The following is a 23,706-nucleotide window of genomic DNA, read 5'->3' as shown; positions in this document are numbered from 1 at the left end:
CCTCCGCCGAAGTCACCGGCGCTCGTCCAGCGCGCGGCCCACCGTCGCCGCCGCCAGGCGGACGGCCGGGGCGAGGCGGGAGGAGCGGGTGGCCGTCGGAGTGGTCAGGGCCACCGCCGCAACGGGGGTGCCGGCCCGGAACACCGGCGCGGCGAAGGAGAGCCGGCCCGGGCGGTGTTCCTCGTGGGCCTCGGCCAGGCCGGTCGCGCGGACGCGGGCCAGCTGGGCGGTGAGCGTGCCCGGGGCGACGACGGTGTGCGGAGTGTGCCGCGCGGCGCGGGCCGGGACGGGGAGCAGGCCGTGGGCCAGCAGGACCTTGCCCGCGGCCGTGGCGTGCGGCGGGAGCCGTTCGCCGGTGACCAGGCACAGGGCCGTGCCGCCGGCGGGGATCACCACGTCGGCGTGCCCGCCGGTGCGCGCGGTCAGGACGCGCAGCGCCGGCAGCGCGGTGTCCAGCAGGCCGCGCGGGCACGGGGCGGCGGCACCGAGGGTCCTGATCCGGGTGCCGAGGCGGTAGGAACCGTCCGCCGCGCGTTCCAGCCCGCCCCAGGCCACCAGTTCCCGCACCATGCGCAGCGCGGTCGGCACGGGCAGCCCCGTACGGCGGGCGATCTCCGTCAGCCGCAGCGTGACCGGCGCGTCCACGAACGCGTCCAGCACGGAGAGGACCCGCCCCGCGACGCTCTCGGCCATCCGTTCCTCCGGGTACGCGGCAGGCGTTTTCGCTCAGTGAAAGCCGGGCGTTGCCGCCGTCCGGCCCCGCCCGCCAGGGTCAACGCATGACTCTCGCCCTCTCTTCCGACGAGCTGCTGTCCACCACCCGCGCCGTCCGCCACCGCCTCGACCTCACCCGCCCGGTGTCGCGCCGGCTGCTGGAGGAGTGCGTGGACCTCGCCGTCCAGGCGCCGTCCGGACGCAACCGGCAGCGCTGGCACTTCGTCATCGTCACCGACCCCGCGCGACGGGCCGCCCTGGCCGACGTGTGGCGTGCCGGAGTGGCCGCGCCCGGCGCCGGCGAACCGCTGCCGGAACGGGACGTGCGACGGGCCTCCGTGGCCCGGATGGACCGCGTCTACTCCGGCACCGCGCACCTGTACGCCCACCTGCACGAGGTCCCGGCGCTCGTCGTGCCGTGCGTGGAAGGCCGTACCGACCACGCGCCGGTCCTGCGCCAGGCCGGCACCTGGGGCTCCATCCTGCCGGCCGTGTGGAGCTTCATGCTCGCCGCCCGCGCGCGGGGCCTGGGCACCTGCTGGACCACCGGCAACCTCGTCGACGAGCGGGCGTCGGCCCGGGTGCTCGGGATCCCGTACGACGACGTCATGCAGGCGGCGCTCATCCCCGTAGCCCATACCCTCGGCACCGACTTCCGGCCGGCTCCCCGCATCCCGCGGGACCAGGTACTGCACTGGGACCAGTTTTGAACATGTTCAATTCCGGGCGTACGCTGCTGCCATGAGCGACAGAGCCGCCCTTCTCAAGGGCATCCGCGCCTGGTTGGTCCTCTTCGTCGTGTGCCTCGTCCTCAGCGGGGCCACCGCCTTTCCGCTGGTCCACGAACTGCGCTGGACGGAGAGCGTGTTGCGCGCCCTGTCCGTGCCGGACCGGATGCCCGGGCTGACGGCGTGGATCTCCCGGGTACGGGAGGGGCTGGACACCGTCGACGCCGAATACCCCTTCGTCCTGTACGGCACCGACTGGCTGGCCTTCGCCCACCTCGTCATCGCGGTCGCGTTCTACGGCCCGTACCGCGACCCCGTCCGCAACATCTGGGTCGTCGAGTTCGGGATGATCGCCTGTGCCGGCATCATCCCGCTCGCCCTCCTCTGCGGACCCGTCCGCGGAATCCCCTTCTGGTGGAGCCTGATCGACATGTCCTTCGGCGTCTTCGGCGTCGTCCCGCTCTATGCCGTACGGAAGAAGATCAAGCGGCTGGAGGCGCTCGGCGCGCCGCCCGCGCCCCCGGCCGCGGCGTCCGTCAGCGGTTGAACGCGGGGAACGCGAAGCGCTCGGCGGCGGCCTGCTGGCCGGGGCCCTTGGCGTCCGTGGAGTTCACCGAGTAGACGAGGGTCCGGGACAGGTCCCGGGTCGCGGCGATCGCCGCGGTGTAACCCGGCCGCGAGCCGCCCTTGCCCCAGACCACCTTGCCGTTGATTTCGATCCGCTCCAGCGCCGCGCCGTAGTGCGCGTCGGGCACGTCGGGCAGGGTGAACATCTCGCGCAGCTGCGGCTCGGGCACCACACGGCCGCGGAACAGCCCGACCAGCAGCCGCTCCAGGTCGGCGGTGGTCGAGACGAGGTCGCCGGCCGCGAAACGGTCGGTCATGTTCCACTCCGTCACATCGACCAGCTTGCCGTCGATCCAGTCGTAGCCCCGGTTGTGCGGCCCGTGGATCCTGGTGTCCCCGGCGGCGGGAAAGGAGCTGTGCCGCATGCCCAGCGGCCGGAAGATCCGCACCTGCGCCTGGTGGGCGTACGAGTCGCCGGTCACCTTCTCGACGAGCAGGCCGAGCACGGTGTAGTGGATGTTGCCGTAGGTCTGCCGCGTACCCGGGGTGTACGCGGGGCCCCGGGCGACGGACGCGGCGACGACCTGACGGGGCGTCAGTGTCTCGAAGCGGTGCGGGTAGCCCGCCTCGACCGTGTCACCGAGGGAGGCCCCGGGCTGGAGTCCGCTGGTGTAGTCCAGCAACTGCCGTACGGTGACGGGCTCCTTGAAGTCCTCGGTGAGCAGGCCCGGCAGATACCGCTGCACGGTGCCGTCGAGGTCGATCCGGCCCTCCGCGGCCAGTTGCAGCACGATCGCGGCGGTGACCACCTTCGTCACCGAACCGGCCCGGAACCGCGCGTTCTCCAGGGCCGGCGCTCCCGTGCGGACGTCCCGCACACCGGCCGTGCCCCGCCAGCCGCCGTTCCCGCCGACGCGGACCAGCGCGGCCGTGGCGTCGTGGTCGGGCAGCCCGGCGAGCGCGGCGGACAGCGCCTCGGCGTCCGGACCGGAGGTGTCCCGGGCGGACGCGGGCGAGCCGGCCGTGGAGGAGGCGGGTGCGGAGGAGCCGGGTGCGGCGAACGCCGGGGCGGCCAGCGGGCCGGCGGCCAGCGCGGCGACGAGACCGGCGGCCACGAGGGCGGTACGGCGGGCAGGGCTGCTGACACGGCCGGTACGGCGCATGGGGACTCCTGGAGGAGATCGGGTGGGGTTGCGTGATCATCCTCGGCCGGTGGGCCGCCACAACGGATCGTCATCGAGGAGGGCGACCACCCTTGCCCACCCCCGAACCCGTCACCGCCCGCGCTCCGGGAGCCGTCAGGGTCGGCCCCTACGGGCGCGGCTCCGGCCGCCCGCCGGTACGGCGCTCCCGGGCCGCCGTCACCTGTGCGCCGATGTGCGCCGCCGTACACGCGGCGGCGGAAAGCACGATGCGGACGCGGTGCCGCTCGTCCTGCCGTACGCGGCGGTCACGGACGTCGTCGCCGCGCCCGCGGCGCGCGTGGTCAAGGCGTTCGGTCCGGGCCACGGACGCGTCCGGCGGCGCCGCTGATCGGGCTGTGGGCGGGCGCGGACGCGTGGGCGATCGCGCACCGCTGGAGTCCGGCGGGGTCAGCGGGAGCGCAGGGCGTGCAGGACGTCGATCCGGTTCGTCGTGACCGAGTCCACGCCCAGGTCCAGCAGCCTGCTCATGGAGCGGCGGGTGTCCGGGGTCCACACGGACAGCAGACAGCCGTCGCGGTGCACGCGGGCGGCCAGGTCCCGGTCGACCAGCGAGAAGCGGTAGTTGAGCCAGCGCGGGCGCACGGCGGCGAGCAGTGCCGGGCGGGGCGGGGCCAGGGTCGTCCGGGTCAGGGCGATCTCGGCGGCCGGGTCGGCGGCGCGGACGGCGAGCATCGCCTCGGCGCCCGCGCTGTAGTAGACCCGGTCCCGGGCCCCGCTCTGCCGGACCACGTCCAGCGTCCTGGCGACCGTCCGGCGGCCGACCGGCCCGCACAGGTCCACCATCACCCGGCTGTCGCCGGTCGCGGCCAGCGCCTCCGCCAGCGTCGGCACCCCGCCGGCCGTCAGCCCGCGCAGCTCCTCGGCGGACAGCGCGCCCAGCGGCCGGTCGACCTCCCACAGCCGCCGCAGCGTCTCGTCGTGCAGCAGCACGGGAACGCCGTCCCGGGTGAGCCGTACGTCGACCTCGACGGCGTCCGCGCCCCGGCCGAGCGCGGACCGCAGCGAGTCGATGGTGTTCTCACGGAAGCGGTAGGGGTCGCCGCGATGAGCCACGGCGGTCACGGTCTGCATGGGCCCATTGTGGCCGGGCCGTGAGCGGCTTCGGCCCTGCGGGTGGTGCGCGGGGCCCGCAGGGGTTACGGCTTGGTGGGCCGGGCGGCGAGCCAGGTGGCGGTGTAGTCGTCGATCTCCTGGGCGATCCGGGCCTTGCCCGCCGCGTCCAGGAAGGAGACGTCCACCGCGTTCTTCGCGAGCGCGGCCAGGCCCCGCTCGTCCAGCTCCAGCAGCCGGGCGGCCACCGCGTACTCGTTGTTCAGGTCCGTGCCGAACATCGGCGGGTCGTCGGAGTTGATCGTCACCAGTACCCCGGCCCGGGTGAACTCCCTGATCGGGTGTTCCTCCAGGGTGCGCACCGCGCGGGTGGCGATGTTGGAGGTCGGGCAGACCTCCAGCGGGATGCGGTGCTCGGCGAGGTACGCCAGCAGCTCCGGGTCCCGCGCGGAGCTGGTGCCGTGCCCGATGCGCTCGGCGCGCAGGTGGCGCAGCGCGTCCCACACCGTCTCCGGGCCGGTCGTCTCCCCGGCGTGCGGGACGGAGTGCAGTCCGGCGGCGATGGCCCGGTCGAAGTACGGCTTGAACTGCGGCCGGGGCACGCCGATCTCCGGCCCGCCGAGCCCGAACGACACCAGGCCCTCCGGGCGGACCCGGTCCTCGGTGGCCAGCCGCGTGGTCTCCTCGGCGGCCTCCAGACCGGCCTCGCCGGGGATGTCGAAGCACCAGCGCAGCACGGTCCCGAACTCCGCCTCGGCGGCCTTGCGGGCGTCCTCGATCGCGTCCATGAAGGCCCGCTCGTCGATGCCGCGCCGGGTGGAGGAGAAGGGGGTGATGGTCAGCTCCGCGTACCGCACCTGCTGCCGGGCCAGGTCGCGGGCCACCTCGTAGGTGAGCAGCCGGACGTCCTCCGGGGTGCGGATGAGGTCCACGACCGACAAGTACACCTCGATGAAGTGCGCGAAGTCGGTGAAGGTGAAGTACTCGGCCAGCGCCTCGGGGTCGGCGGGGACCCTGGAGTCGGCGTGGCGGGCGGACAGTTCCGAGACGATGCGGGGGGAGGCGGAGCCGACGTGGTGGACGTGCAGTTCGGCCTTCGGCAGCCCCGCGATGAAGGTGCGCAGATCGCGGTCGGCGGTGCCGGTGGCGGGTACGGAGGTGGCGGTCAAGGGTTCCTCCCCGGGAACGGCGCCCGTGAGCCGCGGTGCACGGCCCGGGCGCGGTGATCGGCTGATCGGTGGCGCGGGTTCATCGTAGGCCCCGGGCCGCGGTGTCCCGCGCGGCCCGTAGCATGACGGGACGACCAGGAGAGGGGTCCCTTCGCCATGTCCGACGAGGCGCCGCAGACCACGCCGGGGGAGCGGGCCGCCGCTCCGGGGCCGGCGACACCTGTGGGCCCGGTGGACTCCGTGACATCCCGGGTGTCCCTGGACAAGGAGACGGCGCCTTCCACGGCGGACCGAATACCGAAGCCCGCGCAACCCCGGGCCGGCCGGACACCGGCGCCCGTGGATCCCCGGGCCGGCCAGGCACCGGCGCCCGTGACACCGCGCGCTGACCGGACGCCGGTCCAGGACGCCTGGGCCCCCGCCTCCGTCCACGGCCAGCGGACCCTCACCTCACCGCCGTCGGCCCCGGCGGACCCCGCCGGCACCGCGCCCGCCCCCTGGGCCGCCCCCGCCGGCGGCACCGCGACCCCGGCCCCCGCGCCGCACCCGGCCCAGCTCACCTCCCAGGCCCCCGCCCCGCAGCCGAACCCCTTCGCGCCGCCCACGCCCGCACCGCCTCCCTCGAACCCCTTCGCGCCCCCGAACCCGAGCCCCGCCCCCAACCCGTTCGCGCCCCCCGCCTCCCACGCGACCCCGAACCCGTACGCACCCCCCGCACCCGCGCCCCCGGCCCACGCCTTCCTCCCGCCCGCGGGACCGGCCCCGGTGCCCCCGCCGCCCATCGCCCCGGACGGTCCCGGCCAGGTGCCGTACGGCTACCCGGGCACCCTGCCGGCCTACGGCCACCCGGGCCCGCCGCACGCCCCGTACGCCGACGCCCCCTACCCCGTCGGCAGCGGCTACGGCTGGGGCACGCAGCCCGCGCCGAGCAACGGCATGGGGACGGCCTCGCTGGTGCTGGGCATCATCTCGGCGGTCGGCTTCCTCGCGTGGCCGCTCGCCCTGGTGCTGGGCGTCCTCGCCATCATCTTCGGCGCGCTCGGCCGGGGGAAGGCGAAGCGGGGAGAGGCAACGAACCCCGGGGTGGCCCTGGCCGGTCTCATCTGCGGTGCGACGGGCATCGTGCTGGTGCTGGGCCTGTTCGCCGTGATCATCGCGGCGTACGGCTGACCGCCGGCCCGCCGGCTCCTGTGCGCCGCCGCGACGTGCGGTGACCTCCCGGCCCAGAGGCCGGTGCCGACGGCGCGGACCGGCAACCTCCGAGCCGGTCGAGCCGCTCAGGCCACGCCATTCAGGCCGAGCCGCTCAGCCCGAGCCGCTCAGGCGCCCGCTCCCGCCAGCCGCTCCCGCGTCTCCATCAGGGCGAAGCCCAGCAGATTCAGCCCCTGCCACCGCTCCGGGTCCGTGGCCGCCTCGTCGTCCGCCGCCAGGCCCGTGCCCCACACGCGGTCCACGGGGCTCGCCTCCACCAGCACGCGGTCCCCGGTGTTCAGCAGGAAGTCCCGCAGGCCGTCGTCGGCCGCGAACTTGTGCACGCTGCCCTCGACCACGATCCGGAACCGCTCCCGCTCCCAGGTCTCCTCGTCGAAGCCCCGGACCAGCCGCCCCGCCTTCTTCGCCGCGGCGGGATGTGCCGCGGCCAGCACCCGGCGCTCCGCCTCCGCGTCCCCGAACAGCCGGGCCTTGCCGGCCATCATCCAGTGCTCCGCCGTCGCGTACTCCACCCCGTCCACCACGAACGGTGACGGCCACCACTGGCTCAGACAGCTCGCGCCGATCCGCCCGTCCGGCCTCGGCCGGTGCCCCCAGAAGCAGAGGTACTTCAGCCGGCGGCCCGCGCGGACCTCCCTGATCAGCGATTCCACCCCGTCGATCCTTCCCATGCACGCGAGTCTGGCACGCACCACTGACACTCCGTCCGTCCTTTCACCTCCCGACTCGACACCTGGTCGACAGATTCCGTCGCGTAACCAAAAGGCAACAACGGAATCACTTGTTGGTGCCCTATGGCTCTGTCAGGATCGGCACTCAAATCGAGCTGGAGCTACGCCACCCACCCCCCGGGACGGGGCGTACGGCGGAGGAGAGCGACATGCACAACCCGGGCACCGCCACCCCGGAACGATTCCCCGCACAGGACCGGTTCACGGACGGCGCGCAGTTCATCGCCGGCCGTCCGGCCCACGGCACCTCGGGCCGCCACCACGCCGTGGTCGACCCCGCCACCGGCCAGGAGGTGTACCGCTACGAACTGGCCGGCCCCGACGACGTCGACGCGGCCGTCGCCGCCGCGCGCGAGGCGTTCCCGGGCTGGTCCGCCGCCACCCCGGGCGAGCGCTCGGACGCCCTGCACCGGTTCGCCGGTGTCCTCGCCGAGCGCGCCGAGGACCTCGCCCGCGCCGAGTCGCTCCAGTGCGGCAAGCCGCTCAAGCTCACCCGCGAGTTCGACGTGCCGGGCACCGTCGACAACACCGCCTTCTTCGCGGGCGCCGCCCGGCACCTCCAGGGGCAGTCCGCCGGTGAGTACTCCGCGGACCACACGTCGTACGTCCGGCGCGAGCCCATCGGCGTGGTCGGGTCCGTCGCGCCCTGGAACTACCCGCTCCAGATGGCCGCCTGGAAGATCCTCCCGGCGATCGCCGCGGGCAACACCGTCGTGCTCAAGCCCGCCGAGATCACCCCGCTGACCTCGCTGATGTTCGCGCGGGCGGCCACGGACGCGGGCATCCCGGACGGAGTGGTCAACATCGTCACCGGGGCCGGGAAGGAGGCCGGCGAGCACCTGGTCGGGCATCCGGACGTGGCCATGACCTCCTTCACCGGGTCCACCGCCGTCGGCAGGCGGGTCGCCGAGATCGCCACCGCCACCGTCAAGCGGCTCCACCTCGAACTGGGCGGCAAGGCGCCCTTCGTGGTCTTCGACGACGCCGACCTGGAGGCCGCCGTGCACGGCGCGGTCGCGGGCTCGCTCATCAACAGCGGGCAGGACTGCACGGCCGCCACCCGCGCGTACGTGCAGCGTCCGCTGTACGAGGCGTTCGTGGAGCGGACGGCGGCGCTGATGGAGACCGTCCGGCTCGGCGACCCGTTCGCACCCGGCACCGACCTCGGGCCGCTGATCTCCCACGCCCATCGCGACCGGGTGGCCGCCTTCGTGGACCGGGCGCGCGCCTACGCGCGCGTGGTCACCGGCGGCGAGGCACCGCAGGGCGAGCTGAGGGACGGCGCCTACTACCGGCCCACCCTGATCACCGGCGCGGCCCAGGACAGCGAGATCGTGCAGGCGGAGATCTTCGGCCCCGTCCTGGTCGTCCTGCCCTTCGACAGCGACGACGAGGGCCTGCGGCTGGCCGACGACACCCCGTACGGCCTCGCCGCCTCCGCGTGGACGAGCGACGTGTACCGCGCGAACCGGGCCACCCGCGAGATCAAGGCGGGCTGCGTCTGGGTCAACGACCACATCCCGATCATCAGCGAGATGCCGCACGGCGGTTACAAGGCATCGGGCTTCGGCAAGGACATGTCCGCCTACTCCTTCGAGGAGTACACGCAGATCAAGCACGTCATGTTCGACAACACCGCGGTGGCCGCCAAGGACTGGCACCGCACCGTCTTCGGGGACCGCTAGAGACCGACCAGGCCACTGACCAGGCCGATCCCTGTCGAAAGGGCACCACGCGCATGGAGCAGTACGAGCCCGACCGCCTGACCCCGCCCCAAGCGGCCGCCCTGCGCCGCAGCCTCGGGAGCGGCAGGGCGGCCCTGACCCGCCGGTCGCTGCTGCGGGCCGCCCCGGGCGGCGCGCTCGCGGCCGGCGGCCTCGGAACGCTCGCCGCCTGCGGCATCCCGGCGGCGGGCAAGAGCCGGGGCGGCACCTCCGCCCAGGACCACTCGGCCACGGAGAAGGTGGTCAACTTCTCCAACTGGACCGAGTACCTCGACGTCGACGACAGCGGCAAGCACCACCCGACCCTGGAGACCTTCCGCGAGCGGACCGGGATCACGGTCGACTACACCGAGGACATCAACGACAACAACGAGTTCTTCGGCAAGATCAAGCCGCAGCTCGCCGCGGGCCAGGACACCGGCCGCGACATCATCGTCCTCACCGACTGGCTGGCCGCCCGGCTGATCCGCCTCGGCTGGGTCCAGAAACTGGACCCCTCCAACCTGCCGCACGCCTACACCAACCTCTCGGCCCAGTTCCGCGACCCGGACTGGGACCCCGGGCGGGCGTACTCGTATCCCTGGCAGGGCATCTCCACCGTCATCGCCTACAACAAGAAGGCGCTGGACGGCATCGAGGTGCGCTCCGTCTCCGACCTGCTCGACAACCCGAGGCTCAAGGGACGCGTCGGCTTCCTGTCGGAGATGCGCGACAGCGTGGGCATGACCCTGCTGGACATGGGCAAGGACCCGGCGAAGTTCACCGACGACGACTACGACGCGGCCATCGCCCGCCTCCAGAAGGCCGTCGACAAGGGCCAGATCCGCCGCTTCACCGGCAACGACTACACCTCCGACCTGTCCAAGGGCGACTTCGCCGCCTGTATCGCCTGGGCGGGAGACGTCGTCCAGCTCAAGGCGGACAGCCCGCACATCGACTTCGTCATCCCCGACAGCGGCTATGTGACGTCGACCGACAACCTGTGCGTTCCCAACAAGGCGCGCCACAAGACGAACGCCGAGCGGCTGATCGACTTCTACTACGAGCCGCCGCAGGCCGCCGCGCTCGCCGCGTACATCAACTACGTGACACCGGTCGACGGCGTGAAGCCCTACCTTGCGAAGATCGACCAGGACGCGGCGGACAATCCGCTGATCGTCCCCGACCAGGCCATGCAGGCGAAGTCCCATGCCTTCCGCTCCCTGAGCCAGAAGGAAGAGACGGCCTACGAAGGAAAGTTCGCGAAGCTCACAGGGGCGTGACGACGACGATGAAGACGACACCAGACAACAGCGGCGACGTCCGCCTCTCCGGTATCTCCAAGACCTACGGCTCCTTCACCGCCGTACACCCGCTGGACCTGACCGTGCCCGAGGGCTCCTTCTTCGCCCTGCTCGGCGCCTCCGGCTGCGGCAAGACCACCACCCTGCGCATGATCGCCGGCCTGGAGGAGCCCACCACGGGCACGGTCCGGCTCGGCGACCAGGACGTCACCCATCTGCCGCCCTACAAGCGGCCGGTCAACACGGTCTTCCAGTCCTACGCCCTCTTCCCGCACCTCGACATCTTCGAGAACGTCGCCTTCGGCCTGCGCCGGCGCGGCATCAAGAGCGTGAAGAAGCAGGTCGAGGAGATGCTGGAGCTGGTCCAGCTGGGCGAGCAGGCGCGCAAGAAGCCGCACCAGCTCTCCGGCGGCCAGCAGCAGCGGGTCGCCGTGGCCCGCGCCCTGATCAACCACCCCCGGGTGCTCCTGCTGGACGAGCCGCTCGGCGCGCTGGACCTGAAGCTGCGCCGCCAGATGCAGCTGGAGCTCAAGCGCATCCAGACCGAGGTCGGCATCACCTTCGTCCATGTCACGCACGACCAGGAGGAGGCCATGACCATGGCCGACACGGTCGCCGTCATGAACGGCGGCCGGGTCGAGCAGCTCGGCGCGCCGGCCGACCTGTACGAGAACCCGCGGACCACGTTCGTCGCGAACTTCCTCGGCACCTCCAACCTGATCGAGGCCGAGGTCGACGCCCGCAGCGGCGACGACATCGTGCTGAAGGCGGCCGACGGCAAGCTGGTGCTGCCCGGCGCCCGGTGTACCGCCCCGGCGACGGCCGGCGGCAAGGTGCTGGTCGGCGTCCGCCCGGAGAAGATCTCGCTCACGCACGCCGACGACGCCGGGGAGATCCCGGGCGGCCGCAACCGCCTCACCGGAAAGATCGCCGACGCCAGCTTCATCGGCGTCTCCACGCAGTACGTCGTCGACAGCCCGGTCTGCCCGGACCTGTCGGTGTACGTGCAGAACGTCGAGCGCGACGGCCGGCTGGTCCCCGGCGCCGATGTCGTCCTGCACTGGAACCCGGCGCACACCTTCGCACTGGACGCCGCCCAGGCCATCGACGCGGGCACCGGGGAAGAGGTCGCCGCCTGATGTCCACGCTCACCGAGGCGCCCCCGCCGCTCAGCCCCGCCCCGCCCGAGGAGAAGCCCCCGCGCCGCCGCGGCCGCCTCACCCCGTACTGGCTGCTGCTGCCCGGCATGCTGTGGCTGATCGTCTTCTTCGCGCTGCCGATGATCTACCAGGCCTCCACCTCCGTGCAGCAGGGCTCGCTGGAGGAGGGCTACAAGGTCACCTGGCACTTCGCGACCTACTGGGACGCGCTGTCCGCGTACTGGCCGCAGTTCCTGCGCTCGGTCTGCTACGCCGCCGCGGCGACCGTGCTGTGCCTGCTGCTCGGCTATCCGCTGGCGTACCTCATCGCCTTCCGCGCCGGCCGCTGGCGCAACCTGATCATGGTCCTGGTGATCGCGCCGTTCTTCACCAGCTTCCTGATCCGCACCCTGGCCTGGAAGACGATCCTCGCCGACGGCGGCCCGGTCGTGCACGCCCTGAACACGCTGCACGTGCTGGACCTGACCGACTGGCTCGGCTGGACGGCCGGCGACCGGGTGCTGGCCACCCCGCTGGCCGTGGTGTGCGGGCTGACGTACAACTTCCTGCCGTTCATGATCCTGCCGCTGTACACCTCGCTGGAGCGGATCGACGGGCGGCTGCACGAGGCGGCCGGCGACCTGTACGCCCGGCCCTGGACCACCTTCCGCAAGGTCACCTTCCCGCTGTCCATGCCGGGCGTGGTCTCCGGAACGCTGCTGACCTTCATCCCGGCCGCCGGCGACTACGTCAACGCCGAACTCCTCGGCTCCACCGACACCCGCATGATCGGCAATGTCATCCAGACGCAGTTCCTGCGCGTTCTGGACTATCCGACGGCCGCCGCCCTCTCCTTCATCCTCATGGCCGCCATCCTGGCCATGGTCACCCTCTACATCCGCCGGTCCGGCACGGAGGATCTGGTCTGAATGTCCTTCGTCACCTGGCTCAAGCGCCGTCTCGTCGTCATCGCGGGACTGCTGACGCTCGCCTATCTGCTGCTGCCGAACGTCGTCGTCACGGTGTTCTCCTTCAACAAACCGAAGGGGCGCTTCAATTACGAATGGCAGCGGTTCTCCGCGGACGCCTGGAAGGACCCGTGCGGGGTCGCCGACATGTGCGGCTCGCTGTCCCTCAGCCTCCAGATCGCCGTCTGGGCGACGGTCGGCGCCACGGTCCTCGGCACGATGATCTCCTTCGCGCTGGTCCGCTACCGCTTCCGCGCGCGCGGCGCCGTGAACTCGCTGATCTTCCTGCCGATGGCCATGCCCGAGGTGGTCATGGCCGCCTCGCTGCTCACCCTGTTCCTCAACATGGGCGCCCAGCTGGGCTTCTGGACCATCCTGATCGCCCACATCATGTTCTGCCTGAGCTTCGTCGTCACCGCGGTCAAGGCGCGCGTGATGTCGATGGACCCGCGCCTGGAGGAGGCCGCCCGGGACCTGTACGCCGGCCCCGTGCAGACCTTCGTGCGGGTCACCCTGCCCATCGCGGCACCCGGAATCGCCGCGGGCGCGCTGCTGTCGTTCGCGCTCTCCTTCGACGATTTCATCATCACCAATTTCAACGCCGGCTCGACCGTCACCTTCCCGATGTTCGTCTGGGGTTCGGCGCAGCGCGGAACGCCCGTCCAGATCAACGTGATCGGCACGGCCATGTTCCTCCTCGCCGTCCTGTTCGTCCTGGTCGCGATGGTCGTCGGAAACCGCCGGAACAAGCAAAAGGCATAGGCCTTTTCACGGGCCTTCTTCGGTAATCCTCTGTAGGGAGTTGAAATCATGGCCCCAAGCGCCATGAGCCGTGGGAAAGACAACTGGATCGCCTCTCTCTCCGAAGCCCAGCCGGTCCCGTACTGGCTGGAAGACCCCGGCAAGCCGGCGGCCGAGCCCGCTCTCACCACCGCCGAGACCTGCGACCTGCTGGTGGTCGGCGGCGGCTACAGCGGACTGTGGACCGCGCTCAACGCCAAGGAGCGCGACCCCGGGCGCGACGTCGTCCTGCTGGAAGGCCGCGAGGTGGGCTGGGCCGCCTCCGGCCGCAACGGCGGCTTCTGCGCCGCCTCCCTCACGCACGGCCTGCCCAACGGCCTCACCCGCTGGCCCGACGAGATCCACCGGCTCCAGGAGCTGGGCCGGCGCAACCTCGACGAGATCGAGGCCGCGATCACCCGGTACGGCATCGACTGCGACTTCGAGCGCACCGGCGAGATCGACGTGGCCACCGCGACCTACCAGGCCCGGGAACTGAAGGACTGGCACCGGGAACTCCGGGACAAGGGCCTCGCCGACGGCATCGAGTTCCTGGACGCCGACGCCGTGCGCGCCGAGGTGGACTCGCCCACCTTCCAGGCGGGCCTGTGGGACCGCCGGGGCGTGGCCATGCTGCACCCGGCCAAGCTCGCCTGGGGCCTGAAGCGGGCCTGCCTGGACCTCGGGGTGCGGGTGTACGAGCACACCCCCGCCCTCACCCTGAAGACCTACGGCGCCGGGATGGCCGTACGCACTCCGTACGGCGCCGTCCGCGCCCGCAAGGTCGCGCTCGGCACCAACATCTTCCCGAACCTGGTGCGGCGCGTGCGCTCGTACACCGTCCCGGTCTACGACTACGCCCTGATGACCGAGCCGCTGACCGCCGAGCAGCTCGCCTCGGTCGGCTGGCACAACCGGCAGGGCCTCGGGGACAGCGCCAACCAGTTCCACTACTTCCGGCTCTCCGCCGACAACCGCGTCCTGTGGGGCGGCTACGACGCGATCTACCCCTACGGCGGCCGGGTGCGCGCCGAGTACGACGACCGGCCCGAGACGTACGCCAAGCTGGCCGGCCACTTCTTCACCTGTTTCCCGCAGCTGGAGGGCGTCCGCTTCACCCACGCCTGGGGCGGCGCGATCGACACCTGCTCCCGGTTCTCCGCGTTCTTCGGCACCGCCCACCATGACCGGGTGGCCTACGCGGCCGGCTACACGGGCCTCGGCGTCGGCGCCACCCGGTTCGGCGCGGACGTGATGCTGGACCTGCTGGACGGGGAGCGCACCGAGCGGACCGGACTGGAGATGGTCCGCAGGAAGCCGCTGCCGTTCCCGCCGGAGCCGTTCGCCTGGACCGGGATCGCCCTCACCAAGTGGTCGCTGGCCCGCGCGGACGCGCACGGCGGCCGGCGGAACCTGTGGCTGCGGACGATGGACCGGCTGGGGCTGGGCTTCGACAGCTGACGTGACGCACATCACTTCCGCGGGTTGAGCGAACCCGCGTAATGCTCCGCGGGCGGCCTCCCTCTCGCCTCGTGACGCAAACCGCGTCCACGAGAGAGAGGGAGGCTTTTTCGATGACTGGCGCGAAGACAGCCGTCGCATGGCTCGCATCCGTCGCACCGGATCCCGAGGCCTGCCGCCGGGAGTGGGAGCGCAACCCCCTGGGAGTCGCCCTGCTGCCCGCGGGCAAGGCCTGGGACGTCCTGATCCTGCCGGGCGGCCTCGGTCACCCGACCCTGGACGTGCTCACCCGCATGCTCGACCGGCCCGGACCGGTGCTTGCCGGCTTCGGCGACAGCCGGATCGGGTTCCTGGTGCCCGCGGGCACCGCCGCCCGCTGGCTCGGTACCGGTATCCGCGCCGTCGGCGCCGGCACCTGGATCGTCGTGCCGTATCCGGGCCGGACGGCCCGGGGCGTGCGGTGGCTGGTGCCGCCGGACGGCTCCGGCACGCTGACCGATCCGGCGCTGCTGGAACTGGCGATGCACGAGGCGGCGGCGGAGCGGGCCCGGCGCGGTGACACGCACGGGTAACGCCCGGACACCTTGACAGCAGGATTGGTCTGGACCAAATTGTGTGCGCTCCCGCTCCTCCAACTCCCCCGACCCCGGAGGCCCTTGTGGAACGCGCCAGACGCACCGGACCCGTCCTCGCCGCGCTCACGGCCGTGAGCCTGGCCGTGCCCGGCATCACCGCGCTCTCGTCGGCCGCCCGTGCGGCCGACGCGGACGTCGCCGTCAACGGCGGCTTCGAGTCCGGCCTGACCGGCTGGACCTGCACCACCGGCACGACGGTGAACTCACCCGTGCACAGCGGCACGTCCGCGCTCCAGGCCACCCCGGCCGGCGGCGACAACGCCCAGTGCGCGCAGACGGTGACCGTCCAGCCGGGCGCCCAGTACACCCTGTCCGGATACGTCCGCGGCTCCTACGCCTACCTCGGCGCGAGCGGCACCGGCACCACCGACGTCTCCACCTGGACCCAGTCCGCCCCCGACTGGCAGAAGCTGAGCACCACCTTCCGCACCGGGGCCGCCACCACCAAGGTCACCATCTACACCCACGGCTGGTACGGCACCGGCACCTACCAGGCCGACGACATCACCCTCGTCGGCCCCGGCGGCGGCACCACCACCCAGCCGCCCGCCGCCCCGGCCGGACTGAAGACCACCACCGTGACCTCCTCCTCCGTCGGCCTGTCCTGGTCGGCGGTGACCGGCGCGACGAGCTACGCCGTCTACCGCGACGGGGTCAGGGTCCAGACGGCGACCGGCACCTCGGCGACCGTCTCCGGACTCACCGCGGCCACGGCGTACGGCTTCCAGGTCACCGCCGTGAACGAGGCCGGCGAGTCCGCGAAGTCCGCCGTCGTCACCGCCACGACCGGCCCCGGCGGCGGTGGCGGGGACGGCGGCTCGTCCGGCCTGCCCGCCCACGCCCTCGTCGGCTATCTGCACGCCAGCTTCGCCAACGGCGCCGGCTACACCCGGCTCGCCGACGTCCCCGACAGCTGGGACGTCATCGACCTGGCCTTCGGCGAGCCCACCTCGGTCACCTCCGGGGACATCCGCTTCAACCGCTGCCCGGTCACCGAGTGCCCGAACGTGGAGAGCGACGCCGAGTTCAAGGCGGCGATCAAGGCCAAGCAGGCGGCCGGCAAGAAGGTGCTGATCTCCATCGGCGGCCAGAACGGCCAGGTCCAGCTGACCACCACCGCGGCCCGCGACACCTTCGTCTCCTCGGTCTCGCACATCATCGACACCTACGGCCTGGACGGCCTCGACATCGACTTCGAGGGCCACTCGCTGTCGCTGAACGCGGGCGACACCGACTTCAAGAACCCGACCACGCCCGTGATCGTCAACCTGATCTCGGCGCTGAAGACCCTGAAGGCGAAGTACGGCGCCAAGTTCGTCCTCACCATGGCCCCGGAGACCTTCTTCGTGCAGAACGGCTACCAGTACTACGGCAGCGGCAAGTGGGGCGGCCAGGACCCGCGCTGCGGCGCCTACCTCCCGGTGATCCACGCCCTGCGCGACGACCTGACCCTGCTGCACGTCCAGGACTACAACTCGGGACCGATCATGGGCCTGGACAACCAGTACCACTCCATGGGCGGCGCCGACTTCCACATCGCCATGACCGACATGCTCCTCACCGGCTTCCCGGTCGCCGGCGACCAGAACAACGTCTTCCCGCCGCTGCGCCCCGACCAGGTCGCCATCGGCATGCCGGCGTCCACCAACGCGGGCAACGGCCATGTCTCACCGGCCGAGGTCACCAAGACCCTGGACTGCCTGACGAAGAAGACGAACTGCGGCTCGTACGCCACCCACGGGACCTGGCCCGCCCTGCGCGGCCTGATGACCTGGTCGGTGAACTGGGACCGCTACGCGAACTGGGGGTTCCAGAAGAACTTCGACACTTGGAGGTCTGCCAACCGCTGACCAGGGAGACGACCGCCCTGCGGGGAGCCACTGGGAAACGAACGGGAAAGAACTACCCCTCCGTTTCCCGCGGCTCCCACAGATCGTCCCACCGCTTCTGCAGTGACTTCATGATGGCCCGCTCCATGGCCGCTGTCACGCTGGAGTACGTGCCCTCCACGCCCGGCACCTGATGACCCATCCGGGACTCGACAGCGAACCGAGAATGTCCATCCTCGTCCAGCCACGCCTTGTGCGCGTGCCGCAACAAGTATTGACGCTTGCCCTTGAACGTCGGCACCTCCGGGATAGCCGGGCGGGGCCGGCGCGCCCCTGGACCGCTGCGCTCGTCAACACCGTCCGCAATGAGACGCCAGTACGCCGTGTCGAAGGCCACTGACCCCAGGCAGCCCCCTTTGATGGCGGTGAAAACCCAACGGCTGTCGTGGGATGCCTGCAGCTTCTCCAGCATGTCTGCGAGGAAGGGCGGGATCACGAGTGTGCGGTAACTGCCGTACTTGGGGGGGAAGAACTGCAACTTCCCGTCCTTGTGCTGCACCTGCCGCTCCACCCGGATCGCGGGCATCTTGCCATCGCCGGGGCCGTAGCGTTCAGCGTCCTCTTCGTAGCGTTCTTCCTCGTCCGGGTCGGTCCGGGGATCCGACGCGGGCCACGACGGGTAGCAGTACTCCCGCGTCAGCCCGTACAGCTCGGCCGGCCGCATGCCGGTCATCGCCATGGTCCACACGTAGACGTAGCCCGAGTAGCCGAACAAGGTCTGTGCGTTCCGGGCCAACTGCTCGACGATCTCGGGCAGGACATCGCGCTTCCGCTCACGGGTGGCCTTTTTGTACTTGCCGCGGCGACGCTTGCGTTCCACCGGAGACGTCTTGATCAGGCGAGGGACGGCATCGTCGAGGATCATGCCGAGGACCATCATGGTGTTCTTGGCTGTGCCCTCACCGACTTTGCCGTAGATGTGCTTGCGGAACGCGCGGTAGGCGATGACGTCGATGTCGCCGACCGCTGTGCGTTTGAAGTACGGGCGAATATGGGCTTCGATCTTGGACTTGTAGCCCTTCTCGGTGAGGTGCGCGTGGTCCAACGCGGAGAGCCACTCGTCGAGCCAGTCGCTCATGAGGGTGCGGCCGTCACGGTTGGGCACGTGCGTGCCTTGTCGGATCTCCGCCATCTTGTCGAGGCCGTAGTTGTATGCCTCGTCTTCGTCGGTGAACCCACCCTTGGACTCGAACCGCTTGCGGCCGTCATCGTGATAGTCGCCCGACCACCACTTCACGCGGCAGGTGCCGCCCCGCCATTCCACATAGACGTCGCGCGCGCGTCTGGCCATGCTGCCCCTCCACTACGGTGGCGCGGCGGCCTGGCGGGTGTCCCGTCCCGCCGGGCGCCGCGTGCAACATGATCTCAGCTCGCCTGCCCCAGGGGGCAGGTCGCGCAGCGACCACATTCACCACCGAGGTCCCTGACCAGTTCCCGCATCGAGGCCCGAATCTCGGGGCTGGTGCGGGCCTGGACGGGGACCACGCAGACGATCCCGTTGTCGGTACGAACTGCGGTTCCGTCGAACTTTGGCCCGTAGTCGACTATGAGCGCGTCGTTTTGCATGGCTCCCCCTGAGTGTCGCCGGGAAGGGAAGCCTCTGAGGACGTGTCCCGACTCTGCCATGACCTGCGCATCTTCGGACCCGTCAAAGGACCGCCGGTGTGTGGAGATATGGCAACGGAATGGCAAAGTCCGAATGGTTGTACGCCGATGGACCGAGTTTCGCCTAGATCAGGCCGCGGTCACGCAGGGCGCGCACCACGTACTCGCTCATCTCCCTGATCTCCTCGGCCGTCGTCCCTTTGGCGGTCGCGATCAGGGCCAGCTGGACCGTGTCCCGAACCTTCTCGTCGATGACCTCCTGCGGGAGCGGCGACTTCTGAACGCCTGCTGCTGTGGTGTCGCCCATCTCGGCCACGGGGATGGGATCGGCTCCTTCGAGGATTCTCAGGCAGCTTCCCGGAGCCCACTGCAGGAGGCCGTCGATCTTCGAGTAGTTGGTGTCACGGATCTCCAGACCCTTCTCGACGCGCTGCCAGGTCCGGTTGCTGAGACCGCCGGCCCTGGCGTTCTTGTCGTTCAGAGGTAGCCCTAGCTCTGCGCGCCGCCGTTTGGCGAGCTGCGCGAGGCGCTCGTAGTCACGTTCGTGGGTGGGTGGCATGGGCTCATCTTGGCAGGACTGGCGGGGACCAGCCAGGACTGGAGGGCATTTAGACCCAATCTCTACGTCTCGTTTACGCAGGCAGATGGGCATCTAGCGGCAACAGCTACCCATTGAGGGCGCACAGTTGCGCACAGATGCCTAGACAGCGTGGGCATCTATGGGTAAGTTCTCGGCATGGCACAAACCCCAACCACCTTCGAGGTGGACGGGACGGCTATCTGCACCAAGCGCATGCAAGCGGGGATGGAAGTCAACCAGCTCGCCGACCTCGTCGGCATCACGCCGAACTACCTGCGAAAGCTCGAACGCGGCGCCCGCAAACACATGAGCCCAAAGCCGTACATACGGCTCAGAGCCGCCCTGCAAGCGACCGACGACGAACTCCTCGCCTCCAACTCAAACCCGCCAGAAAGGAAGTGACGTGCCCACCAAGCAGTCCCCGCGGACTCCCACCCAGCCCAGGGACCTCAACGCCCCGTTCTTCAAGATCCCCGAAGTCGCGTGGCTCCTCGGGGTCAGCGTCGACACCGTGCGGCGCCGCATCGCTGCCGGCCTCCTGCCCTGCAGCCAGGCCCAGAAGGGCGGCACTATCACCGTCTCCCGAGACGACCTGCAGGCCTATCACGAGGCCACCCGCATCGTCACCATCCCGCGCCGCTCCGGCCGCCAGCGGTCGGCCCGCGCCGCCGCCTGACGCGGCACGCAAAGAGGCCGCCCGCAAACCCCAAGCCTGCGACCGGCCCCTGCGATCCACCCACACCATCCGCTGAACAGAGAGGTGGACCACCACATGGTCTCATCCAGCAACCCCAGGGCGGGCAGTGCCCGCGCCGAACTCCGCAACATCATCTGCTCCCTGACCATCGACGACGAGGGCGCCGAGCAGAAGATCAACGCCTTCGCTAACGAGGTCCTCCGCGAGGACGCCGAGCAGCGGAAGGCGATGCCCCGCACGGAGCGCTCGATCTGGCAGGGCATCGCCGACGCGTTGAACGCCGCCCAGGCGCGCGGCATGGCGGTCGGCATCGACCTCGACGGCACCCTCACAGACCACAACGCCTGGTCCGTGGTCTGGGACCGCGACGCCCGGCGGTGGGTCCTCGCCGGCTACGACGCCGAGGAGGCGACCCGATGAGCACCCGCATCCCGACCCCTGACGCCGTCCGCCTGTTCTCCGCCCGCCAGCTGCCCGCGCACGTGCGTGAGGCGGCGGCGAACGCGGACCGCGCCGAGCTGTACCTGGGCTGCCCCGTGAACCCGCTGTCGGTGGAGGACTGGGGCGACCGGGAGACAGTCCTCGCCCAGTGGCACCGCGCCGACAAAACCCTCGCCGCCACCGCGCTGCGGCCCGTGACCGCGACGGAGGTGCTGTCGTGAGCGACTACCCCGAGATCGCCGCCCGCTTCGCCCGGAACACAGCCCGCCACCAGATGACCGTCCTGCACGACGACGGCCTGTACCGCCACCTGCGGTTCACCAGCAACCCGCGCGGCTATGGCGAGTACTGGTTCGACCTGGTCACCTGGCCCGGACGGCTCGCCATGTGCGGTGACCTCGGCGACGACTACGTCTTCAGCCGCATGTCCGACATGTTCGAGTTCTTCCGCGCCGACCGCACGTGGGGCATCAACCCGCACTACTGGGCCGAGAAGCTCGGCGGCGGACGGCAGTCCGTGAAGGAGTACTCCGAGGAGCTGCTGCGGCAGCGAGTCGTGGAGCAGTTCGTAAACGACGCCAAGTGGGGCGGAGTGCCCGCCGGGACCGGCAAGCACCTGCGCACCTGGGTCCTGAACGAAGATCTGAGCGACGAGCACACCGCGCGCAACGTGCTGGAGGACTTCGCCTACCAGGGCTACGAGTTCAAGGACGTGTGGGAGTGGGACTTCCACGACTACGAGCCCTCGTTCATCTGGGCCTGCTACGCGATCCAGTGGGGCATCGCCCGCTACGACCGGGTCCGCAAGTACGGCCTGCAGAAGCTGGCCACGCCGACGCCCGCCGAGAACAAGGCGGGTGAGTCCCGATGACCACGGACCTGTCCCGTCTGGACGTGCCGCTGCCCGTGGTGGAGGCCGATGTCACGCTGCAGCAGCTGCTCGCCGCCCCGCCTGCCGGCCACACCTCGGCCCCGCAGCCCGACGACTGGTACGAGCGCGTCTTCGACGCCATGGCCTGCGCCCACCCCGAGACCTGTCAGTGCGGGGAGGCGTCGTGACCGACACCCAGGGCTGGCCGTTCGGCACCGAGGCGCTCCAGGACGACCCGCTGACCGAGCTGCGCATCCCGGTCGTGACCAGCTTCAACCCGAGCTGGTGCTACGTCGCCGCCTACCTCGGCACCAGCGCCGACACCGGCAACACCTTCGACCCGCCCTGGCCGTTCGCCAGCGTCGACCGGCCCACCGACGCCGAAGCACAGATGCTCGTCTCCTACCTGCAGGAGCACCGGCACTACTGGTTCGGCAACACCGGCTACGCCCGCAAGATGGACCAGCGCCCGCTCGACGTCGACTCCCGGCTGGAACACCGTCGTGTTCATCAAGTACGGCGCCAACGACTGGGGCTACCGCCGCTGCTCGTGGATCTACGGACCGACGTTCGTTCCCGAGCCGCCCAGCTTCACGGACCGCCAGGGCCCGCTGTCGTTGGAGCAGGTCATGGACCGCATCCACTCGTGGGGCGACGAGCCGAAGCCGCGGTGGCAGCGATGGAAGGCCGACCACCCGGAGGTCTTCGGCACCAAGGACCCGGCCCGGTGACGGCCCCGCTGGATCTGCCGCCGATGCCGGCCGACGCCGACCCGGTGATACTGCCCGGCCTGCTGTCCGGCCTCGGCATCACCCGTCCCCGCATCCCCGCCTGGATCACCGACCCGAGCCTGATCGAGTCCATCGCGGCCGGGCTCATCGACATCCCCGCCGACCTCTACGGCGACGAACCACCACCGTTCGGCCACTGACCCGCCGGCCCGGCGGTGACCGCCCCTGCCGGGCCGGCGCCCAAGCAGAAGCCCCGAGCGCTCGCATCGCCCGGGAACCCACCACCAGCATCCCACGGAGGGATCACCTTGTCCGTCACCATCAACGCCCACCAGCTGAAGCTGCTCCTCGACCAGACAGCCGACCACATGGGCCACGAGGGCATCGAGGCGCTGCACGGCATCCGGCTCGACGTCGACAGCCAGTACCTGTACGCCGTCGCCTCCGACCGGTTCACCCTCGCTGCGGCCCGCTACCGCCTCGCCGACGGCGACCAGAACCAGGAGCCGTGGGCGCGCACCATCCCCGGCGACTTCGTCCCCTCACTCCGCCAGTGGGTCGACTCGCTGAAGGGCGCCACCTACATCACCGTCAGCACCGCCAAGGACCGGCTCGTCTTCGACGGACCGCTCGCCGACCTCACCGTGGTCACCAACACCGCGCTGGAGTTCCCCGACTGGCGGGGCCTGCTTCGCACCATCGCCGCACAGACCGTCGAAGGCGAGCCGTTCCCGGCCCTCAACACCGGCTATCTGCCGCGGTGGGTTGCCATTCAGCAGAGCCTCCGTGTCCGCGTCACCGCCGACCGCAAGGCCGTCCTGTTCTTCGGCGAAAACTTCATCGGCGCCCAGATGCCCACCAACGGTGGCGGCATCGGCCTGGCCAAGGAGCAGACGTTCGAGTCGGCACACGACCTGTGGCTGTGGACCCTCGCCGCGGGCGCGGCGGACGTCGACATGGAGAGCCTGCCGCAGCCGGAATCGTCCCGCTTCGAAGCCCCCCGGGACATCCGCGAGACCGCCGCCACCCTGCTCCGCGGCGTCCTGGACTCCACGTCGAACGCCTTCAACTGCGACTTCGACGGTGACCGCGATGCCTGGTTCGCGCACATCCGATCCGGTGTCTCGGACTGGATGGCCTACCGGTTCCTCAACGCCCTGCACCAGGTCGACCCGCGGGTCGCTCAGCAGGTCGTCAACGACACTGCCGAGGAGCTGGACTCCGGTGAACTGGGCGAGTGGGCGTGGGGCATGGCCAAGGAGTCCGGGTTCAACCCGAAGAAGTGGGACGAGGAGCACGAGGAGCGTCTCGCAAAGCAGATGGCGGAGGAGCCCCGCAAGTGGGCGGTCCGGCTGGCGCTCGCCCTGAACGACGCAAAGAGCGCCGGGATCGACTTCCGCGTCGAGGACAACCCGTTCGTCACCTACGACGCCGAGTCCGACGAGTGGAAGGCCGTCAAGCCGCAGCCCGCCGAGACCACCGCCTGACCCCAGCCCCCCCAGCCCGCCGTGTCGAGCGCTCCCCTC

General features: G+C 71.0%; 26 protein-coding genes. 19 read left to right on the top strand and 7 right to left on the bottom strand.

Going from position 1 to position 23,706, the window contains the following annotated elements; genetic code table 11:
- Positions 1–12 precede the first annotated feature (12 nt).
- Entirely contained in the window at positions 13–693 is a 681-nt protein-coding gene (locus SCK26_RS11070; RefSeq protein ID WP_318201130.1) for an IclR family transcriptional regulator, read from the bottom strand.
- 86 nt (positions 694–779) lie between these two features.
- Here SCK26_RS11070 and SCK26_RS11065 point away from each other — a divergent pair, with 86 nt between their 5' ends.
- A complete protein-coding gene (locus tag SCK26_RS11065; RefSeq protein WP_318201129.1) occupies positions 780–1,424 on the top strand; it encodes a nitroreductase family protein in 645 nt (214 codons plus the stop codon).
- Positions 1,425–1,455: 31 nt separating this feature from the next.
- Entirely contained in the window at positions 1,456–1,989 is a 534-nt protein-coding gene (locus SCK26_RS11060) for a hypothetical protein (protein ID WP_318201128.1), read from the top strand.
- Here the strand turns inward: SCK26_RS11060 and SCK26_RS11055 are convergent.
- The 3 genes from SCK26_RS11055 to SCK26_RS11045 all read right to left on the bottom strand — a co-directional run bounded on the left by SCK26_RS11055 (position 1,979) and on the right by SCK26_RS11045 (position 5,571).
- Positions 1,979–3,172, bottom strand: coding sequence for a serine hydrolase domain-containing protein (locus SCK26_RS11055; RefSeq protein WP_318201127.1), 1,194 nt, complete (start codon positions 3,170–3,172; stop codon positions 1,979–1,981). The genes SCK26_RS11060 and SCK26_RS11055 overlap by 11 nt on opposite strands.
- A gap of 429 nt (positions 3,173–3,601) precedes the next feature.
- Entirely contained in the window at positions 3,602–4,285 is a 684-nt protein-coding gene (locus tag SCK26_RS11050) for a glycerophosphodiester phosphodiesterase (RefSeq protein WP_318201126.1), read from the bottom strand.
- A 65-nt stretch (positions 4,286–4,350) separates the two neighbouring features.
- Positions 4,351–5,571, bottom strand: coding sequence for an adenosine deaminase (locus SCK26_RS11045; RefSeq protein ID WP_318205977.1), 1,221 nt, complete (start codon positions 5,569–5,571; stop codon positions 4,351–4,353).
- A gap of 234 nt (positions 5,572–5,805) precedes the next feature.
- On the opposite strand from SCK26_RS11045, the gene SCK26_RS11040 reads away from it, so the two are divergent.
- Positions 5,806–6,603, top strand: a complete 798-nt coding sequence (locus SCK26_RS11040; RefSeq protein WP_318201125.1) for a DUF4190 domain-containing protein — start codon at positions 5,806–5,808, stop codon at positions 6,601–6,603.
- A 149-nt stretch (positions 6,604–6,752) separates the two neighbouring features.
- Here SCK26_RS11040 and SCK26_RS11035 read toward each other — a convergent pair whose 3' ends face one another.
- Positions 6,753–7,316 carry an NADAR family protein gene (locus SCK26_RS11035; RefSeq protein WP_318201124.1) on the bottom strand — a complete coding sequence of 188 codons (564 nt, stop codon included), beginning with the start codon at positions 7,314–7,316 and terminating at the stop codon, positions 6,753–6,755.
- Between the two features lie 209 nt (positions 7,317–7,525).
- On the opposite strand from SCK26_RS11035, the gene SCK26_RS11030 reads away from it, so the two are divergent.
- The 8 genes from SCK26_RS11030 (at position 7,526) to SCK26_RS10995 (ending at position 17,216) form a co-directional block, all read left to right on the top strand.
- The gene (locus SCK26_RS11030) at positions 7,526–9,061 is read left to right on the top strand and encodes a gamma-aminobutyraldehyde dehydrogenase (RefSeq protein ID WP_318201123.1); all 1,536 of its coding nucleotides are present in this window, start codon (positions 7,526–7,528) and stop codon (positions 9,059–9,061) included.
- 53 nt (positions 9,062–9,114) lie between these two features.
- On the top strand, positions 9,115–10,362 hold the full coding sequence (locus SCK26_RS11025; RefSeq protein ID WP_318201122.1) for a spermidine/putrescine ABC transporter substrate-binding protein: 1,248 nt from the start codon (positions 9,115–9,117) through the stop codon (positions 10,360–10,362).
- Between the two features lie 8 nt (positions 10,363–10,370).
- Positions 10,371–11,522 (top strand): ABC transporter ATP-binding protein, encoded by a 1,152-nt coding sequence (locus tag SCK26_RS11020; protein WP_318201121.1) that lies wholly within the window; start codon positions 10,371–10,373, stop codon positions 11,520–11,522.
- On the top strand, positions 11,522–12,451 hold the full coding sequence (locus SCK26_RS11015; RefSeq protein ID WP_318201120.1) for an ABC transporter permease: 930 nt from the start codon (positions 11,522–11,524) through the stop codon (positions 12,449–12,451). The genes SCK26_RS11020 and SCK26_RS11015 overlap by 1 nt, the downstream gene beginning before the upstream one ends.
- Positions 12,452–13,252: an ABC transporter permease gene (locus tag SCK26_RS11010; protein WP_318201119.1), complete on the top strand. Its 801-nt coding sequence runs from the start codon at positions 12,452–12,454 to the stop codon at positions 13,250–13,252. It begins immediately after the preceding gene.
- A gap of 48 nt (positions 13,253–13,300) precedes the next feature.
- Positions 13,301–14,731 (top strand): FAD-dependent oxidoreductase, encoded by a 1,431-nt coding sequence (locus SCK26_RS11005; protein ID WP_318201118.1) that lies wholly within the window; start codon positions 13,301–13,303, stop codon positions 14,729–14,731.
- A gap of 113 nt (positions 14,732–14,844) precedes the next feature.
- A complete protein-coding gene (locus SCK26_RS11000; RefSeq protein WP_318201117.1) occupies positions 14,845–15,303 on the top strand; it encodes a hypothetical protein in 459 nt (152 codons plus the stop codon).
- Positions 15,304–15,389: 86 nt separating this feature from the next.
- Positions 15,390–17,216 (top strand): glycoside hydrolase family 18 protein, encoded by a 1,827-nt coding sequence (locus SCK26_RS10995; RefSeq protein ID WP_318201116.1) that lies wholly within the window; start codon positions 15,390–15,392, stop codon positions 17,214–17,216.
- Positions 17,217–17,268: 52 nt separating this feature from the next.
- On the opposite strand, the gene SCK26_RS10990 is transcribed toward SCK26_RS10995, so the two are convergent.
- Both SCK26_RS10990 and SCK26_RS10985 read right to left on the bottom strand, forming a co-directional pair.
- Positions 17,269–18,546 carry an integrase gene (locus SCK26_RS10990; RefSeq protein WP_318201115.1) on the bottom strand — a complete coding sequence of 426 codons (1,278 nt, stop codon included), beginning with the start codon at positions 18,544–18,546 and terminating at the stop codon, positions 17,269–17,271.
- A gap of 438 nt (positions 18,547–18,984) precedes the next feature.
- Positions 18,985–19,419, bottom strand: a complete 435-nt coding sequence (locus SCK26_RS10985) for a hypothetical protein (protein ID WP_318201114.1) — start codon at positions 19,417–19,419, stop codon at positions 18,985–18,987.
- 177 nt (positions 19,420–19,596) lie between these two features.
- On the opposite strand from SCK26_RS10985, the gene SCK26_RS10980 reads away from it, so the two are divergent.
- From SCK26_RS10980 to SCK26_RS10945, 8 genes are all read left to right on the top strand, one after another.
- Positions 19,597–19,842, top strand: coding sequence for a helix-turn-helix transcriptional regulator (locus SCK26_RS10980; RefSeq protein WP_318201113.1), 246 nt, complete (start codon positions 19,597–19,599; stop codon positions 19,840–19,842).
- A 1-nt stretch (position 19,843) separates the two neighbouring features.
- Positions 19,844–20,116 (top strand): helix-turn-helix domain-containing protein, encoded by a 273-nt coding sequence (locus tag SCK26_RS10975; protein ID WP_318201112.1) that lies wholly within the window; start codon positions 19,844–19,846, stop codon positions 20,114–20,116.
- A 96-nt stretch (positions 20,117–20,212) separates the two neighbouring features.
- Complete coding sequence (locus tag SCK26_RS10970; protein WP_318201111.1) at positions 20,213–20,557, top strand: hypothetical protein; 345 nt, start codon at positions 20,213–20,215, stop codon at positions 20,555–20,557.
- Complete coding sequence (locus SCK26_RS10965) at positions 20,554–20,799, top strand: hypothetical protein (protein ID WP_318201110.1); 246 nt, start codon at positions 20,554–20,556, stop codon at positions 20,797–20,799. Before SCK26_RS10970 ends, SCK26_RS10965 begins: the two co-directional genes overlap by 4 nt.
- Positions 20,796–21,449, top strand: coding sequence for a hypothetical protein (locus SCK26_RS10960; protein WP_318201109.1), 654 nt, complete (start codon positions 20,796–20,798; stop codon positions 21,447–21,449). Before SCK26_RS10965 ends, SCK26_RS10960 begins: the two co-directional genes overlap by 4 nt.
- The gene (locus SCK26_RS10955; RefSeq protein WP_318201108.1) at positions 21,446–21,637 is read left to right on the top strand and encodes a hypothetical protein; all 192 of its coding nucleotides are present in this window, start codon (positions 21,446–21,448) and stop codon (positions 21,635–21,637) included. Before SCK26_RS10960 ends, SCK26_RS10955 begins: the two co-directional genes overlap by 4 nt.
- Entirely contained in the window at positions 21,634–22,380 is a 747-nt protein-coding gene (locus SCK26_RS10950) for a hypothetical protein (protein ID WP_318201107.1), read from the top strand. The genes SCK26_RS10955 and SCK26_RS10950 overlap by 4 nt, the downstream gene beginning before the upstream one ends.
- Before the next feature lie 108 nt (positions 22,381–22,488).
- A complete protein-coding gene (locus SCK26_RS10945) occupies positions 22,489–23,667 on the top strand; it encodes a hypothetical protein (RefSeq protein WP_318201106.1) in 1,179 nt (392 codons plus the stop codon).
- Positions 23,668–23,706 lie beyond the last annotated feature (39 nt).

Source organism: Streptomyces sp. SCL15-4 (assembly GCF_033366695.1).
GTDB lineage: Bacteria > Actinomycetota > Actinomycetes > Streptomycetales > Streptomycetaceae > Streptomyces.
The sequence above is the reverse complement of the archived record's forward strand: the minus strand, read 5'-3'. Positions and strand labels throughout refer to the sequence as shown.

Bases quoted from the DNA above. Each gene is read 5' to 3' on its own strand.
- SCK26_RS11070 (WP_318201130.1), bottom strand. From the start codon at position 693: ATGGCCGAGAGCGTCGCGGGGCGGGTCCTCTCCGTGCTGGACGCGTTC.
- SCK26_RS11065 (WP_318201129.1), top strand. From the start codon at position 780: ATGACTCTCGCCCTCTCTTCCGACGAGCTGCTGTCCACCACCCGCGCC.
- SCK26_RS11060 (WP_318201128.1), top strand. From the start codon at position 1,456: ATGAGCGACAGAGCCGCCCTTCTCAAGGGCATCCGCGCCTGGTTGGTC.
- SCK26_RS11055 (WP_318201127.1), bottom strand. From the start codon at position 3,172: ATGCGCCGTACCGGCCGTGTCAGCAGCCCTGCCCGCCGTACCGCCCTC.
- SCK26_RS11050 (WP_318201126.1), bottom strand. From the start codon at position 4,285: ATGCAGACCGTGACCGCCGTGGCTCATCGCGGCGACCCCTACCGCTTC.
- SCK26_RS11035 (WP_318201124.1), bottom strand. From the start codon at position 7,316: ATGGGAAGGATCGACGGGGTGGAATCGCTGATCAGGGAGGTCCGCGCG.
- SCK26_RS11030 (WP_318201123.1), top strand. From the start codon at position 7,526: ATGCACAACCCGGGCACCGCCACCCCGGAACGATTCCCCGCACAGGAC.
- SCK26_RS11025 (WP_318201122.1), top strand. From the start codon at position 9,115: ATGGAGCAGTACGAGCCCGACCGCCTGACCCCGCCCCAAGCGGCCGCC.
- SCK26_RS11020 (WP_318201121.1), top strand. From the start codon at position 10,371: ATGAAGACGACACCAGACAACAGCGGCGACGTCCGCCTCTCCGGTATC.
- SCK26_RS11015 (WP_318201120.1), top strand. From the start codon at position 11,522: ATGTCCACGCTCACCGAGGCGCCCCCGCCGCTCAGCCCCGCCCCGCCC.
- SCK26_RS11010 (WP_318201119.1), top strand. From the start codon at position 12,452: ATGTCCTTCGTCACCTGGCTCAAGCGCCGTCTCGTCGTCATCGCGGGA.
- SCK26_RS11005 (WP_318201118.1), top strand. From the start codon at position 13,301: ATGGCCCCAAGCGCCATGAGCCGTGGGAAAGACAACTGGATCGCCTCT.
- SCK26_RS11000 (WP_318201117.1), top strand. From the start codon at position 14,845: ATGACTGGCGCGAAGACAGCCGTCGCATGGCTCGCATCCGTCGCACCG.
- SCK26_RS10990 (WP_318201115.1), bottom strand. From the start codon at position 18,546: ATGGCCAGACGCGCGCGCGACGTCTATGTGGAATGGCGGGGCGGCACC.
- SCK26_RS10985 (WP_318201114.1), bottom strand. From the start codon at position 19,419: ATGCCACCCACCCACGAACGTGACTACGAGCGCCTCGCGCAGCTCGCC.
- SCK26_RS10980 (WP_318201113.1), top strand. From the start codon at position 19,597: ATGGCACAAACCCCAACCACCTTCGAGGTGGACGGGACGGCTATCTGC.
- SCK26_RS10970 (WP_318201111.1), top strand. From the start codon at position 20,213: ATGGTCTCATCCAGCAACCCCAGGGCGGGCAGTGCCCGCGCCGAACTC.
- SCK26_RS10965 (WP_318201110.1), top strand. From the start codon at position 20,554: ATGAGCACCCGCATCCCGACCCCTGACGCCGTCCGCCTGTTCTCCGCC.
- SCK26_RS10955 (WP_318201108.1), top strand. From the start codon at position 21,446: ATGACCACGGACCTGTCCCGTCTGGACGTGCCGCTGCCCGTGGTGGAG.